Annotated in this window: 18 protein-coding genes; 9 read left to right on the forward strand and 9 right to left on the reverse strand. The window is 39.2% G+C overall.

The window, feature by feature from the left end; all coding sequences use genetic code 11:
* Positions 1-49 precede the first annotated feature (49 nt).
* From OU683_RS10860 to OU683_RS10870, 3 genes are all read right to left on the reverse strand, one after another.
* Positions 50-568 carry a DUF4494 domain-containing protein gene (locus OU683_RS10860; protein ID WP_268138133.1) on the reverse strand — a complete coding sequence of 173 codons (519 nt, stop codon included), beginning with the start codon at positions 566-568 and terminating at the stop codon, positions 50-52.
* A 309-nt stretch (positions 569-877) separates the two neighbouring features.
* Positions 878-1,621 carry an energy transducer TonB gene (locus tag OU683_RS10865; RefSeq protein ID WP_268138135.1) on the reverse strand — a complete coding sequence of 248 codons (744 nt, stop codon included), beginning with the start codon at positions 1,619-1,621 and terminating at the stop codon, positions 878-880.
* A 353-nt stretch (positions 1,622-1,974) separates the two neighbouring features.
* A complete protein-coding gene (locus tag OU683_RS10870) occupies positions 1,975-2,196 on the reverse strand; it encodes a CDGSH iron-sulfur domain-containing protein (RefSeq protein WP_268138138.1) in 222 nt (73 codons plus the stop codon).
* Positions 2,197-2,461: 265 nt separating this feature from the next.
* Here OU683_RS10870 and OU683_RS10875 point away from each other — a divergent pair, with 265 nt between their 5' ends.
* From OU683_RS10875 to OU683_RS10910, 8 genes are all read left to right on the forward strand, one after another.
* Positions 2,462-3,061: a SatD family protein gene (locus OU683_RS10875; protein ID WP_268138140.1), complete on the forward strand. Its 600-nt coding sequence runs from the start codon at positions 2,462-2,464 to the stop codon at positions 3,059-3,061.
* Entirely contained in the window at positions 3,058-3,774 is a 717-nt protein-coding gene (locus OU683_RS10880) for a DUF3307 domain-containing protein (RefSeq protein WP_268138142.1), read from the forward strand. The genes OU683_RS10875 and OU683_RS10880 overlap by 4 nt, the downstream gene beginning before the upstream one ends.
* 24 nt (positions 3,775-3,798) lie before the next feature.
* Positions 3,799-3,951, forward strand: a complete 153-nt coding sequence (locus OU683_RS10885; protein WP_268138144.1) for a hypothetical protein — start codon at positions 3,799-3,801, stop codon at positions 3,949-3,951.
* A 169-nt stretch (positions 3,952-4,120) separates the two neighbouring features.
* Positions 4,121-5,611 carry a GFO_1087 family putative carboxy terminal peptidase gene (locus OU683_RS10890; RefSeq protein WP_268138146.1) on the forward strand — a complete coding sequence of 497 codons (1,491 nt, stop codon included), beginning with the start codon at positions 4,121-4,123 and terminating at the stop codon, positions 5,609-5,611.
* A gap of 684 nt (positions 5,612-6,295) precedes the next feature.
* Complete coding sequence (locus OU683_RS10895) at positions 6,296-6,460, forward strand: hypothetical protein (RefSeq protein ID WP_268138148.1); 165 nt, start codon at positions 6,296-6,298, stop codon at positions 6,458-6,460.
* 97 nt (positions 6,461-6,557) lie between these two features.
* Positions 6,558-6,905, forward strand: coding sequence for a carboxypeptidase-like regulatory domain-containing protein (locus OU683_RS10900; protein ID WP_268138150.1), 348 nt, complete (start codon positions 6,558-6,560; stop codon positions 6,903-6,905).
* Positions 6,906-7,278: 373 nt separating this feature from the next.
* A complete protein-coding gene (locus OU683_RS10905; protein WP_268138152.1) occupies positions 7,279-8,679 on the forward strand; it encodes an APC family permease in 1,401 nt (466 codons plus the stop codon).
* Positions 8,680-8,695: 16 nt separating this feature from the next.
* Complete coding sequence (locus OU683_RS10910) at positions 8,696-9,211, forward strand: SAM-dependent methyltransferase (protein ID WP_268138154.1); 516 nt, start codon at positions 8,696-8,698, stop codon at positions 9,209-9,211.
* 87 nt (positions 9,212-9,298) lie between these two features.
* Here OU683_RS10910 and OU683_RS10915 read toward each other — a convergent pair whose 3' ends face one another.
* The 5 genes from OU683_RS10915 to OU683_RS10935 form a co-directional block, all read right to left on the reverse strand.
* On the reverse strand, positions 9,299-9,718 hold the full coding sequence (locus OU683_RS10915) for an SRPBCC family protein (RefSeq protein WP_268138156.1): 420 nt from the start codon (positions 9,716-9,718) through the stop codon (positions 9,299-9,301).
* A 226-nt stretch (positions 9,719-9,944) separates the two neighbouring features.
* Positions 9,945-11,039: a sensor histidine kinase gene (locus tag OU683_RS10920; protein ID WP_268138158.1), complete on the reverse strand. Its 1,095-nt coding sequence runs from the start codon at positions 11,037-11,039 to the stop codon at positions 9,945-9,947.
* Positions 11,040-11,043: 4 nt separating this feature from the next.
* Positions 11,044-11,808, reverse strand: a complete 765-nt coding sequence (locus tag OU683_RS10925) for a LytR/AlgR family response regulator transcription factor (RefSeq protein WP_268138160.1) — start codon at positions 11,806-11,808, stop codon at positions 11,044-11,046.
* A 119-nt stretch (positions 11,809-11,927) separates the two neighbouring features.
* A complete protein-coding gene (locus tag OU683_RS10930) occupies positions 11,928-12,476 on the reverse strand; it encodes a hypothetical protein (protein WP_268138162.1) in 549 nt (182 codons plus the stop codon).
* 308 nt (positions 12,477-12,784) lie between these two features.
* Complete coding sequence (locus tag OU683_RS10935; RefSeq protein WP_268138164.1) at positions 12,785-13,450, reverse strand: response regulator; 666 nt, start codon at positions 13,448-13,450, stop codon at positions 12,785-12,787.
* A 188-nt stretch (positions 13,451-13,638) separates the two neighbouring features.
* Here OU683_RS10935 and OU683_RS10940 point away from each other — a divergent pair, with 188 nt between their 5' ends.
* Positions 13,639-14,775 carry an endonuclease/exonuclease/phosphatase family protein gene (locus tag OU683_RS10940; RefSeq protein WP_268138166.1) on the forward strand — a complete coding sequence of 379 codons (1,137 nt, stop codon included), beginning with the start codon at positions 13,639-13,641 and terminating at the stop codon, positions 14,773-14,775.
* A 96-nt stretch (positions 14,776-14,871) separates the two neighbouring features.
* Here the strand turns inward: OU683_RS10940 and OU683_RS10945 are convergent, their stop codons facing one another.
* On the reverse strand, positions 14,872-15,567 hold the full coding sequence (locus OU683_RS10945; RefSeq protein ID WP_268138168.1) for an arylesterase: 696 nt from the start codon (positions 15,565-15,567) through the stop codon (positions 14,872-14,874).

Below are 15,567 nucleotides of genomic sequence, written 5' to 3' on the forward strand. Positions count from 1 at the left end.
ACACCTCCTAAAGAAAAGAAGGTGTTTCAAAAATTTTAATTTATTGGGATTAGACAGCTTCTGTCGTTTCTGTTTTTTCCTCTTCTGATTTTTCAGAATTATCCACAACATTGAATTTCTCCAGTTGCTCTTCTTCTCCCGTAAAATAAGGGAACACATCTAAGATTGGAGATTCGGTTATTGAAGGAATAGTGTAATCCCCCATAGTATCTGCCATTACTTTTGTAGTGTTCTCAAAAGCCTCTTTTATGTCATTGGCCTGCACCAGTAAGTAAATATTGGTTTTTCTTTCCTTCCCGCTCTCCTCATCAAGTGCTACCAGGGAAACCTTTGACTTGAACCAGCGATCGGAATTTTCAAAAGGATGAACTTCCGAAAAATTTGCCATCTTTAAATTCGTGATCCTGAATTCTTCACTGGTATACGCCTTCATTTCCTCAGTGATTCGTGATTCTGCTTCGGTATATGACACCGCATCCAGTAAATAGGTGTCTGTGCTCACTTTCTGTTCTCCCGTTTCGTGTGTTTTTCTGTATTTCACCTTACATTCATACCAGGTTACGCTCATATCTCAGTCTTTTTAGGGAGCCAAAAATATCATTTTAGAAAGGTCATGGAGAAGAAATTTTGAATTAGATATCCACAATTTTCTCTGTACCCTTGAACCGGATTGGGAATCAGGTAATTGTAAAAATCAGATGATTTATTCTGAAAAACCTATTTCATAAAAATAAATGAGGCTGTCTTCAATGTCCTAATGTTTCAACCTGAACTTGTTTCAGGTTCTTTTTGTTTCTGACAATTTGATTTATAAGATTCAGAAAGAAGTTATAATAGCTTTTTTGACAGCCTCACTCTATCAATTATGGGGACAAAACTAGATTTGGTCCCGTATCTCGTACATGATTGGCAGGGAATACTCAACTGCAACAGGTTTATCCCTTTGCCTGCCGGGAATCATTTTAGGTAAGAGCTTAACTACCCGCATTGCTTCCTCTTCCAGTCTTTTATTAGGTCCCCTTGCCCGTATATCGGCAACATCACCGTATTCATTGATCTTGAAGACCACAAAGATCCTGTTCATCCCGGTGAGCCCCAATTCTTCACTAATTCTAACATTAAAATGTTTTCTTACATGGTCATCAATTTTCTCGGACATGCATTTCTTTTGATCGGCTTTGTTTTTAAAATTTTCACATCCGGGAAAGGTGGGAATTTGTTGAACTACCATAAAAGGAATTTTTTCAATTTCCTCCTCCTCCTCTTCGTAGGCAATTTCTTCTACCTCAACTATTTTCTCAATTTTATCATCCTGACTACTTTCAGTGGACCGGATTTTGGTTTCCTCAACTTCTATTTTGTCTTCCACGACCTCAATAACTTCGGGCATTGGAGGTGGTGGAGGCGGCGGTGGCGGTGGAGGCGTATTTAGTTGTGTAATAGGAATGTCTTCCTGCTCAAAATCTGATACCTGGACCTCCTGATGATCCATTTCCTCATTCCCGTAAAATTTCCATTCCAGGCCAAAGTAGGTAAGACCAAGCATTACCACCAGGCCCACCTGGAAAAAGATCATACTATTTCTACCCAGATCTGCCTTCGGATTTTTTTTGATTTGCATAACAGTAGATTAAGAAATTAGTAACTACACCATTATATTGGGAGGGTCTCTCCTCAAAAAGTCTATTTGTAAGCTCTCTTAATCCATCGATATTTCCAGACCCGGGATAGCTTTTTGATCCCGCTTCATACAAAAGAGAGAAGCGTTGGTTCTTCCTGATCTTTCTCAAAAATCCTTTATTAACCAGCACATTAAAGGTAGAAACTACATATGATCCAAAGAATGATATTTGTCATATCCCTCCATTAAGATGAGCCAGCAGAAATAAATGATGGACAAAAAAAAGGACCCGGCTCTCGCCGGGTCCTTTTTATAATTTGAGTATTTTCTTCTTTTTTGTTCCTCTGTTGGCTTTATGGCTTTGGCGGAAGATCAAAAGCTTCGGCCTGGTGTTCGAAATGTCCGCGATGAGAACCATCACAAAATGGCTTATTCGCCGATTTTCCGCAACGACAAAGACTCACTTTGTCCCTGCCACCTAAATCATAGGTATTATCGTTCTTATCTACAATTTGAAAGTCTCCATCAATGATAAGAGAGCCATTGTTATTTACCGTTATTTTCGTCTTTGCCATAATTGATTGTTTTAAATGCTAATATAGTTTCGTTTTCTAATGATGACAACAAGAAAAAACATAAACTGAGAATAATTTTCAAATTCATCTTCTACAGGACTTTCAAAAAAGAGAAATATTGAAGTTTTTATTCCGCGAGAAGGTTCCGGCTTAATAGAACCATTTCCAACCCAACACCAATTATCGGCTTATATTCCGATAACCATTATTATCGGGCTATAAATCGATATTTGGATATATCGGCTTAAAGTGCGATATTTCCAATATGATAGCAGTTATTACAGGAGATATAATTAATTCCAGGACAGAACCGGCGGGGCAATGGCTACCTGTGCTCAAAAATACCCTAAAGCAGTACGGGAAAAATCCCGTGCACTGGGAAATTACCCGGGGAGATAGTTTTCAGCTTCTGCTTTCTCCAAAAATGGCATTTTATGCTGCTCTTCAAATAAAAGCCGAAATTAAACAACTTCGGGATCTTGATGTAAGGATGGCAATAGGCATTGGTGAACAGGACCACAAGGCCGAAAAAGTAAGTGAATCCAACGGTTTAGCATTTGTTCGTTCAGGGGAATGTTTTGAAAATCTCAGGAAACAAAATTTAGGAATTATAACGGGAGATCCTCAAAAAGATGAAGTTTTAAACCTGCTCTTTAATTTAGCCTTGCTTACCATGAATAATTGGAGTTCTACCGTAGCCGGGACTATAAGTGTTTTTCTGCAAAATCCTGAAAAAAGTCAGACGCAACTGGCAAAACAATTAAACAAATCCCAAAGCAGTTTAAGTGAAGCCTTAAAACGAGGTGGCTTTGATGAGATAATGCAACTTGAGGCTTTCTACCGCAACCAAATTCATAACTTATGACAGCACTTGCCCTAAAATTATTGCTGGCCCACATGTTAGGAGATTTCCTGTTGCAACCAGATGGCTGGGTGGCCCAGAAAAGGCATAAAAAATATAGATCTCCCCTGCTCTACCTGCATATCTTTGTTCATGCTGCTGCAATGTTATTGTTGCTAAATTTTGATCTAAACTTCTGGATAGGAATAGTGGTTATATTAGTAACACATTATTTAATAGACCTTCTAAAGTTAACTCTGGAAACAAATGCTAACAGAGGTAAATTATTTGTTCTTGATCAATTGGCACATCTACTGGTCATTATGGGAGTTGTCTACAGTTACTATCCTTTTCAAATTCAATGGACAGGATTTTTTGTCTCTGCTATTGTACTTTTCCTCATTTGCCTTGTGTTTTTAGGACCGGTCTCGGCGATTATTATGAGATTATTAATGAACCGCTGGGAATTACCCGAAGACAGCGAAGAAGATTCCTTGCCCCAGGCAGGAAAATACATTGGGATGCTCGAGCGCTTTTTGGTGTTTGGTTTCATAGTTCTTCAGCAATGGCAAGCCATAGGATGGCTCATAGCCGCGAAATCAATTCTGCGGTTTAGTGATCTCTCCCGGGCGAAGGACAGGAAACTCACCGAATACGTCCTTATAGGAACCCTCCTTAGCTTTCTTATGGCGATTATCACCGGAATGTTATATCTCTACATCAATCAGAAAATTTGATTAAAAATCCCTATTTTAGAAGGGATGGAATTTTTCATGTCAAATACTGCCCTGGGCTACGCACTAATAATGGGTGCCGTCCTCATAGCCGTGATTATATACACGGTTATTAAGCTTAGAAAACAGGCAGGAGAAGCTGAAAAGAAGGAAAAAGAGAAGAAAGACCATCATCATTAGCAATTAACACAATTAGCTAAAAACCACTTATAATCTCCAGATAACATTCCATATTAAAATTCCCAATTAACTAATAACCTGCTGATTCTGGCACAGTTGCTGCGGATATATCTGAAAAAATTACGGAAAACATTTAGACACTTCCTTTCCGGTTTAAAAAAATCTGCTTATGAAAATGAAGAACTTCCCCCTGTTGTTAGTTTTATTTGCTTTTATTTTTACTTCCTGTTCTAAAGACGATGAGGCTCTGGAAGAAAATAATAGCACTACTAATCCGGAGGAAACTACCCAGGAAAGTGAGCTTGAGATTGAGGAGTTTATTTATGCAGGTATGAACGAAATTTACCTGTATAAAGCCAATGTTCCTGTTCTTGCCGATACATATTTTGATACAGAGGAGGATAAACTGGATTATTTGGCAGGTTTTAGTTCACCTGAATCTCTTTTCAAAAACCTTAAATTGTCCAGCGATCGCTTCAGTTTTATGACAGATGATTACGAAGCCCTGGAAGAAAGTTTTAACGGCGTGAGCAGCAGTACCGCAGGAATGAATTTTGGCCTTGGCCAAATTAGCGGTACAAATAATTTATTTGGTTTCCTCCAATACGTTATTCCCAATACACCTGCAGCCGATGCCGGCCTTACCCGCGGAACTGTTTTTACTGAAATTAATGGGCAAAAGATCACCCTAAATAACCTCGAGTCTCTACTGGATACCGATTCCTTTACAATTAATATCGGAAAAGTTGAAGGTGGCACTATTGTGCTTACAGATGAGACTGTTACTCTAAATTACGCGACCTATACTGCAAATCCTGTTCATTTGGTAAAAACCTTTGATGTAGATGGAACCAAAGTGGGTTACCTCATGTATAACAGCTTTATAGGAAACTTTGATGATGAACTGAATATGGCTTTTGGAGAACTTAAGTCTGAAGGAGTTGAGGAACTCGTTCTTGACCTTAGATATAATGGAGGTGGCGATGTAGATTCGGCCGTAGATCTAGCGAGCATGATCACGGGGCAGTTTGAAGGAGAAGTTTTTATGCAGGAAATTTGGAATGAAACTTACCAAACCTATTTTGAAGAAAATGCCCCCGAACGTTTATTAAATCTATTTGACAGTAAAATTAGAACAGGAGAGAGTATCAACAGCCTTAAACTTTCCAAAGTTTATGTATTGTCCACTGCAAGTACAGCTTCGGCCAGTGAACTTATAATTAATGGACTTGAACCATATATTAATGTAATACAGATAGGGGAAACTACCACAGGTAAATTCCAGGCTTCAGTAACATTATACGATAGCGAAGATTTTTTAAAAGATTCCGATATTAATAAAAACCATACCTATGCCTTACAACCTCTTGTACTGAAGTCGGCTAATGCCAACGGAAAAACCGACTATTTCAACGGACTGGATCCTGATGTTGAACTGGTAGAAAACATCAACAACTTAGGTGTTTTAGGAGATCTCAATGAGCCTTTTTTACAGGCAGCCGTAAATCATATCAAAGGAATTTCTCAAATTGGAGCCGATGCAGCTCAGCAAAAAAGACCTGAAAGCAACCTGAAGATCATAGGAGACGGGGAAATGTTTGAACCAACTTATCAACGAATGTATCTAAACAGGGTTCCCGAAATTTTTAGAAGAAAATAATAATGGTTAAACGATTTTGAAAAAACCTCCCAATCCGGGAGGTTTTCTTGTTAAATTAAAATTCATTTTTCAAGAAATTTTCTCATCTGGAAATTCAATTTCCCCACTTTTATGTGGAAAGATTCATCAACTTCCTGTTAACCTAAAAAGGGAATAAAAGAATTTTCCGATTAAAAAATTGCCAAAATTATAAGCAAATTTCAATGCAAGAAATTACCTACAAACCCCAAAACTTCAGGAAATACGCAGCATCATCAAAATAATTTTATTTCCATTTATAATTCTGAATTTGGTTTCCATCAGGGAGTTCTAATCGCACTTTTAAAAATTGGAACTGCAATTGCTTCTATAACTATAACTAAAAACCACACTTATGAAAGGAAGAGAAAAGCGTGTAGACAAAAAGTTGCTTTTAGAAACATATCTTTCCCAAATAAACTGGGACTGGCTTTTCCTTAAAGGGCAATTGATCTTTACGGCAATTATTTGCCTTGGAACACTCGGATTTATTATATGGTTTTTGAGATGAGGTCACGATTTCTACGTTGTGGGTTCAGATATCTTTTTCTGAGTTTAATTCCCCTGTAAAACAATTGTTAAATTTTATATTTAACTGAAACAAAGCCCTTTAGTTTTCGTCAATTAAATACAAGCTGCCCCAGTCTGGATTTTAATCGACAGGTCATGAAAACGAAGGGAACTTTTTGGGAACGAGATGAGTTTCATACTTATCGCAAATTTATCAACCGGGACTCCTGGTTTTTAAAATTACAGCTAATCTTTAGCTTACTTGTGCTTCTGGGCGTGGTCCTTTATTCAGTTTTTGTTCATCAACCTGTTTGGCTTTAGACCTCAAAACACACCTCATCCACATAATATTACAGTTCAGCAATATATAATTCTGTAACAGCTGTACGCTGCTCATCTTTATTAAAATTTTAAAAAGATGAAGCAGATATTCTTTCTCCTGATTTTCTGGAGCCTCTCCTCTCTCCATGCCCAGCATCAAATTTCCGGAAAAGTAACCGACAAAAACGGGCAGCCCATTGTGGGTGCGAATGTTTATCTGGAAGAAAGTTATGACGGGGCCACCACCAATTCAATAGGGGAATTCACTTTTCATACGTCGCTTGAGGGGGAGCAGACCCTTATTATTTTTATAGCCATGAGTGCTATCTCAGATATTCTAACCTATTCAAATATGCGACTGGAAGTAAAACTCAATGGTTATACCGGGGAACAAATTATTGTGAGCAGGGAGCGGGTAAAAGATTTTAAAGAGTGGCTGGGTTAACATAAGACAAATAGAGGCCTGCCCCTCTACACCTGATTTCTTTTTAACCTTCCACAGATATAAAGGCACAATGGAAACAGGCAAATAGCCGTCTTTAAACAATAAAGTTCCTTACCGGTTTCAGTGCTTCCCCTGTTCTATGGAAAGCCTGAAGAAATCATCCACCAGCCGCCGACAAACAAAGTATAAGAAATGATCATGAATTAACCTTCTCCAGGTTTTAATCATTATCTATTAGCCTCCCCCTTTTTGATTGCAGGAAAAGCATCCTAAACTTTTCCCAATCCGCTTTATACTAAAACTTAATTAGCTTAGCTTAAATAAGTTAAGCTATAATGCGCCCCCCGATAATAACAATCCCAAAAAGGAAGTAATGTCAATAACTAAAAAAGAATTTGGATCCTCTGCCCAAAAGCCAGATATGAATAAGGCCGTGATCCCAAGACCTGTTCTTAGTACATTGGATGCTTTTGCCCTTATTGTTGGAATTGTAATTGGAGCGGGAATCTTTCGTACTCCGTCCCTAGTCGCAAACAATGTTGCATCTGGCGAAATGATGTTATTAGTTTGGCTTTTGGGAGGCGCAGTATCTATAATCGGAGCCCTCTGTTATGCCGAACTTACCACCACCTTCCCCAATACCGGTGGTGATTACCATTTCTTAAAAGAAGCATTTGGTAAACGCACAGCTTTCCTTTTTGCATGGGCAAGGATGAGCGTGATTCAAACCGGCTCAATAGCCCTACTGGCTTTTATCTTTGGGGATTACGCCTCACAGATCTATAAGTTAGGCGAACACTCTGCGGTAATCTACGCAGCTGTACTTGTTATTGGCCTCACAATGATAAATATTGCAGGTATAAAAATGGGCGCAGGAACTCAAAAGGTCCTCACCACATTTGAATTGCTGGGTATCTTAATGATCGTTGTGGTAGGATTATTTTTGGTTCCTGAAGCTTCAGCAACTTCCTATACTTTTAATCCGGATTCCGGTAATAATAATTCGTTTGGACTGGCCATGGTTTTTGTACTGCTTACTTTCGGAGGATGGAATGAGGCCGCATATATTTCTGCTGAATTAGGTAAAGGAAAAAGAAGAATCGCCATTGCATTAATTGCCGGTATCCTGGTCATCACTTTAATTTATTTCCTTGTAAATATATCATTTTTGAGAGGTCTGGGACTGGAAGGTATGGCCGACTCCAACGCAGTAGCGGGAGATCTTTTAGGAGTGGCATTTGGACAAATGGGAATAGTTATAATTTCCCTGCTAGTGGCTATTGCTGCCCTTACTTCGGCAAATGCCACAATCTTCACCGGAGCACGATCAAATTATGCCCTGGGCAGGGACTTTAGGGTTTTTTCTTTCCTCGGAAAGTGGAAGAGCCGGTTGGCAGGTCCTGTTAATGCATTTTTACTCCAGGGTGCCATCGCTCTTGCACTCGTGAGTTTTGGCCTCTTCTCCCGAAGCGGGTTTGAAACCATGATAGAATATACTGCCTCTGTTTTCTGGTTTTTCCTGTTGCTCACAGGAATTTCTTTATTCATACTTCGTAAAAAAAGACCTCTCAAAAAAAGACCTTTTAAAGTACCTCTCTACCCCGTCCTGCCCATTATCTTTTGTATTAGCAGCGCCTATCTCCTCTACTCCAGTGTTGTATACACCGGTTGGGGAGCACTGGCAGGAATTGGAGTTTTAATCGCAGGAGCCATCATCTTGCTACTCAAGCCAACTGTTGCCGAAAAGAAAAATCGTGATAAGAAGAAGATCTAACCTAAAACGTCATCCTATGAAAAATTTAATAACAATCATAGTATTTCTAATCCTTCCCTTTGGAACTATAGCTCAGGATGTGATTTATGTGCCCACACGCGATACTGTTGTCAACGCAATGCTGAAGCTCGCAAAAGTAGAACCTGATGATGTGGTATATGACCTGGGAAGCGGTGACGGCCGAATCGTAATTGCAGCAGCGAAGAATTTTGGCGCCCGCGGAATTGGAATAGACATTGATCCACAAAGAATTTCGGAATCCAAGGTGAATGCAAAAAATGCTGAAGTGACAGGCAAAGTAGAGTTTATTGAAGCCGATCTATTTGAATCAGATTTTAGAGAAGCTACTGTGGTGACCCTTTACCTGCTTAGTCATTTAAATGAGAGACTTAAACCTATTTTGCTCGAACAATTAAAGCCCGGCACCCGCATTGTTTCTCATGCCTTTGATATGGGCGACTGGAAACCTGACCGGGTTGAGTTTGTTGACGGCACTACCATTTACTTATGGACCATCCCTAAAAAGAAATAAGTACAGGAAAGAAGCTTTGTGAAAAACAATGCGAATCCTTCCCGATAATCTATGCAATAGAGCTAAGGATGAGTATTCTGATTTTACTTAATCATTTGATTCGGCATATTTCCTGAAGTTTTCAAGGATTGCCTGCCACCCGTCCCGCTGCTGTTGTATGCTGTTTTCCTGTTCGGGATCAAAAGTTTCCTCTATGAAAGTAGCATTTTCAACAGGCTTGAAGTGAATGCTCACCTCCCGGCCGTCATCCATCCTGTATCTTATTAATCTGTGAGGCTCCACCTCCTGGTATTCTCCCGAAAAATCAAAGCCCTGGCTTCCATCTTTGGCTTCCATTCTATAATTGAACTTTCCGCTTTCTTTTAAATCATTCTCTGCAGAAGGGGTATGCCATTCGGGCGTGGCAAAATTCCACTTTTTGATATGCTCCGTTCCGGTCCACAGCTGCCAGACTTTTTCCACCGGCAGCGGCACCAGGGTTTCTACTGTGATTTTTTTGGTTTTCATAGTTCTGGTAAATTTATATAATACTGATAATAAGCACCTTAAATTTACAATAATTAGTTTTTGTCAACTGGGAATTCCCTCCTTTTTTTCGAAGAATTCAAAACTATTCAAAAGCCCCTCTTAAGAGCTTTTCTGATCTGGAAACATCATTTTTGAAGCCTTAAATCTCTCCTTGTTCAAAAAGGTTCTTCCGTTTCATGACAAATTCAGGTGAAGGTCAATACCTTCAGGTGAGCGGGAGCTTTATTGTAGTTTCCACTCCGGTGCCTGTACTTCGATTTTTAATTTCGAAGCTGTAGTTATTTCCGTAGAGATTTGAAAGCCGGGCATCAATATTGTCCAGGCCTTTGCCCTTCTTCAAAAGCTCTTCTTTGCCTGCACTAAGACCGGCACCATCATTAATAACCTTAATGATGAGTTCATTTGCTTCCGCATAAATCCTGATGATTACTTCAAGATGAGTATGTTCATAGGAATAGCCGTGTTTTATTGAATTCTCCAGAATAGGCTGCAACAGCAATGCAGGAACCTTTTTTGACATTAGGCTCTGGTCCACTTCTTTGGTGATAGTGAGATGATCTGAAAATCTTACATTTAAAATATTCTGGTAATATTCTAAAGTGCGTAATTCCTTTTCCAGCGGAATAACATTTTCGTCGCCGCTGTAAAGGATCTCCCTTAGAAAGTCACTGAGATCTGCAATAGTATCCTTGGCTTTTTCCTTATCAAGATCGGCCAGAACGGCAATACTATTAAGGGTATTGAACAGGAAGTGCGGCTGTAATTGAGAAGAAAGCATCTTCATTCGTGTATTTACCAGCTGAGTCTCCAGTTGAGCCCGGTGATGCTCCGCCTCCTTTACCTGTTTCACATAGTAATAGGTGTAAATAATGAAGGTCATGGCAAAGTAGATGAGAAAATTGAGATCCACCACTATCATGAACCGGGTAAAACTTTCTTTAACCTGATATTCTTCAATGGTAAATAATCCCGTTAAAATGCTATAGAGATCAAAAATAAGTCTGATTATAAAACCTATGAGAATAGAGCAAACTATATGGATGGAAATGATCTTCACCCAGGAAAAATTCCTGTGGAGGAAACGTTTAGTGCTAATTGCAATAATGGTCATGTAGAATACCACGACCAACCAGTCAATAAGGATATTATTCACAAGGAAATCGTACCAGGGCTCATGCCTCATTTCGGGGAAAGTCACCCGCAGGTAAGCCGATTTAGTGATATAAATAATATTAAACAGGCCGTAAAACCCGGCCAGTAATAGGATCAATTTGAAATCGATATATTTCTTGAGTTTCATATTCTTAGATTCCCAGTCTTTCTAGAAATTCCTTTTTATTTGATTTGCTTATATGAAGAAGCTTGCCATCATTCATGCGGGCATCCACTTCAGAATATTCTGAATGTACGATCTCCTTTACCTGGTCAATATTGACAATGGTAGAACGGTGAATTCTAAAGAAGCTTTCCTTCTCCAGTTGCTCTTCAAGATTACTTAGAGATTCCCGCAGCACATACTTTCCTGAAGTTGTATATATCTCTGCGTAATATCCAGATGCTATAATGTAAAGTACATTCGCGGGGTCGATAAGGACAGTTTTGTTGCCTTGCTTAACCGGGATCTTACTGGCAATTTTTTCTGTTTTGCCTTCTAAGGAAAAGATCCTGAACATCTCCCTTATCCTTTTTTCAAAAAGCTCATCGGCTTCTTTTCCACCGGTTTTCAATACTCTTTCTATGGTTTTAAAGAATCGTTGGTCTTTAAAAGGTTTTAGAAGAAAATCAAAGGCTTCCACATCAAATGCACGGGTAGCATAATTATCATATGCAGTAACGAAAACTACAATGGGTTTTGGCTTAATTTCCACTTTTTGCAGCACTTCAAAGCCATTCATATCTTTCATGCTGATGTCGAGAAAAATAAGATCCGGATGTTCACTATTGATCCTTTTTATTGCAGTTTGCCCGTTAGAACACTCCCCAATAATTTCAATATCGGGAACATCCTCCAGAAGATTAAGAATCCTTCTGCGGGCCAATTCCTCATCATCTATAACGAGTGCTCTCATAACTGCGGAATTTATTATTCCAATTTAATACATATTTGTTTTGATTTCTTCTACTTACATGTAAAAACCATCAGGCCAAAAAGGGCGCCTGATGGTATGGTGTCATATCCTCACCTTTTTTAATTGCTCGCAATATCTGTTACGCTCAATGGTGCTTGTAAAACTATCCTTTTGCGGTCTTTGCCGTTTTCAAGGTTGACCTTGTAGTAATCTTTGGTCACTTCGCCTTTTTCACCCCGGGTAATACGAATATTCTTGGTCATTGCCCAGCCTTTATGGTCGCGATATAGATCTTTTCTTAAATTATAAGGTAAAAGTGTATTCTTAAACCTGGAGTTGGTTTGAAGCAAAGTTCCATCTTTATCAAAATCGGCTATTAATTGACCTTTTTGACTAACAAAACTTACTTCATATCTATCGTACTGTTCGGGCTTTAATTCTGCAATAAAATCATCAATACTAAAGTAGTTCTCCATAAAAGCCAATGGATCTTTTTCAAATTCCCCGACTACAGCTTCTTTAACATTAAATGAAAAACTATTGCCGTTGCGTTCCACACTTGAAGCCATTGGGGCAAATCCCACTTTTGCTTCCTTGAGTTCAGTAAATTCCTGTGCATGGCTTGTTCCTAATGCCAGCAGTACCAAATAAAAAATTACAGTTTTCATAGCTTTAAGTTTTAGAGTTATTATACCCCCGAAATTAAGACGCTAATCCCTTATAAATCAGTAAAAAGATGTGAATAACTAAAGAGAAGTAATTATGAAGGCGATATATGATAACACACTAACAATTAACCTGTTGTACATAAATAATGCTATTCACATCAGGTAAACAGGTGTTAATATGGCATTTTTGGAGATTCACCGCAAAAAGAATAGAAAAAGAAGAAGCCGCCTCTTCTACAAACAACCCGGTTACCCTACATTCCCGAGTATATTTAAGAAAAAAGCGGCCTTTCTAAACTGCTAACTAACTATATTAATTTAAGATCTTTTAAAATTCCAACTAAATGTGGGGTTGTATTAGCCCCAAAATCTTCCCGAAGTTCCTTTAGCCTTTTCTCTATTGAACTCCTGCTATTGGGTGCTATCCTGCGACCTTTAAAATCTTCCTGGATTTCTTCCTGTGTATGACCTGTAGCAATGGCTTTAAGAAGTTCCATTTCCCAGTCTCCAAGGATCAACAAATTGTTTTCCTTTAGGAGGTTTTCAATGCGCACAGAATTATATTTCCCACTATTTCTTACAGTTTCGATGGCTTCCTTAAGATCCCTCATTCCATGTCTGTCCTTAGATACAAAACCATCTATATTTCCCGAATCCCAAAGATTACGCACAATTTGTGGGTGATCTTCAATGGTATTTACCAAAACTTTCAAACTAGGATCTTCTTTTTTAAGTGCAGATATTAATTCTCTGCCTGAAGATAACTTTTCTGTGCGGTGATCATTCTTAAAGGAAAGGTCACAGATGAGAAGATCAAAAGGTTCCCCCATTGTAAGAGCCTTTTTGGCAAGGAGCCAGGCTTCATCACAATACTGCGCATGTTCCACCTTTGGCACACCAAGATCCCTGAGCAATCCCGCGACGGCGAGATTAATGCTGTCCATATCTTCTGCTACCAGAACTTTTTGAAACATCGCTATTTTTCGGGGTATTCCCACCTTATCAATTTCTTTGAATCAAAAATAAAACAAAGAATCCGGGTTAAATTACGGTTTTCCGTAATTTGCTAAAATAAATGTAAATCCTCCAAAAATTTCGGCTCAAGAAAAAGCTAATTCTTATCTTGTAAGCTGGCGTAGGAAAAAAATCTGCAAGAAAGCATGTGCAGGTTTTAAAAGGTTATCCTCAAAAATGTATCTTTGAACAGCCTATTTTAACCAACTATATGAATATTGCCGAAATAGCTGCTTACCTCCTGAGTATTTTAATCCTGGTTCCTACTGCAGCATCGATAAGCAGATTTGATCAATGGTGGATCAGAGATTTTGATTTTCCCCGATTACAGATTAGCATCCTCATTCTTGCTGTTCTTATATATAGTGCCGTGGCTTTTGATTTTAGTTCCATATGGGAGATCATAATGATTGTTCTGCTGGCACTGAGTTTCCTTTACCAATCGGTAAAAATTTATCCCTATACATTTTTTTCTTCCAAACAGGTGAAAATGTACCATGGTCAAGACGTGGAAAGACAGATTTCTATCCTGGTGAGCAATGTGCTTACTACCAACACCCGTTACGACAAACTTATCCAGATAATAATTCGTGAAAATCCCGATTTGGTGCTTACCCTGGAAAGTGACAAGACCTGGGAAAAGGAGCTACAAGCCATTGAAGAGGAATATCCCTATACGGTTAAAATTCCTCTCAAAAATCTCTACGGAATGCACCTCTACTCAAAACTTGAACTTGAGGATATCGACATCAAATACCTTATTTCAAAAGAGATCCCTTCCATTCATGGGAAGGTGAAGCTGCGTACAGGAGAGAAGATCAATATCCATTGCTTACATCCTAAACCTCCTAGTCCATCTGAAGATGATACTTCTACCAACAGGGATGCAGAACTTTTGCTGGTTGGAAAATCAATAGACGGGGACAATTCCACTCTTGTCTTTGGAGATCTTAACGATGTGGCCTGGTCAAGAACTACGAAGCTCTTTTTACAATTGAGTGGCTTACTGGACCCGCGTATTGGACGTGGCTTCTATAATACCTTCCACGCAGAATATCCAATATTTCGCTGGCCCCTGGACCATGTCTTTCACAGCAGCGATTTTATGCTTCTGAAGTTAAAAAGGCTGGAGAAGATGGGATCTGACCATTTTCCTATGTTCATAAAGCTGGTTTACCAACCGGAAAATGAAAATGCCAACAAAGAATTCGAAGAACCTGAAGCCGAAGAAGAAGAGTGGGTAGAAGAAAAAATTGAAAAAGGCAAAAATTCTGAAGCACATTGAAAAATGCCATTTTAGGCAACTCTGTCCAATCTGGTTATTCAGTTTAACAGAGAACCTTGAAATACTCCCCCTCTAAAAGGTCATTTTTGACGCCTCTTATTTTGTGGTAATTACAGGTTCCAGCACCTCCCAAACATTTTGGGCTACAATGTCATAACCCTCTGCGGTTGGATGAATCCCGTCCTGTTGATTTAAGTTGGGATCTCCGGCTACGCCCTCTAATAAAAACGGGATAAGGTAGATATCATTTTCTTCTGCCAGTTGAGGGAAAATCTCACGAAAATCTGTAGTGTATTCCGGTCCCATATTGGGTGGGATCTGCATTCCGGCAAGGACGATCTCCACATCGGGGTTTTTCTCTCGTACTGCATCAATTATTGCCTGCAGGTTTTTGCGGGTCTCCTCCACCGGAATTCCGCGTAGCCCATCATTAGCTCCAAGGGCCAGAACAAACACGTCTACATCCTGGTTAAGCACCCAATCGATCCTATTTTTACCGGCAGCAGTAGTCTCTCCACTAAGTCCAGCATTCACCACTTCATATTTGAGCCCCAGGGAATCTATTATCTTCTCAATTTCGGCCGGGTAACCTTCAGCTGGATCCAAACCCATGGCAGCGGTTAAACTGTCCCCAAAGAATAAAATCGTGTTGCTGTCTTCTTTAGAATTTTCAGCTTCATTTTCAATTTCCGAAGTAATTTCGGCTTCAGCCTCTTTTTCCTCTTTGGCAGTTTCTCCACAGGAAGTTAAAAACAGGAGTGTCAAAAATGGCAAATACAACAGGTTTCTCAT

This window comes from Salinimicrobium sp. TH3 (genome assembly GCF_026676115.1).
Lineage (GTDB): Bacteria > Bacteroidota > Bacteroidia > Flavobacteriales > Flavobacteriaceae > Salinimicrobium.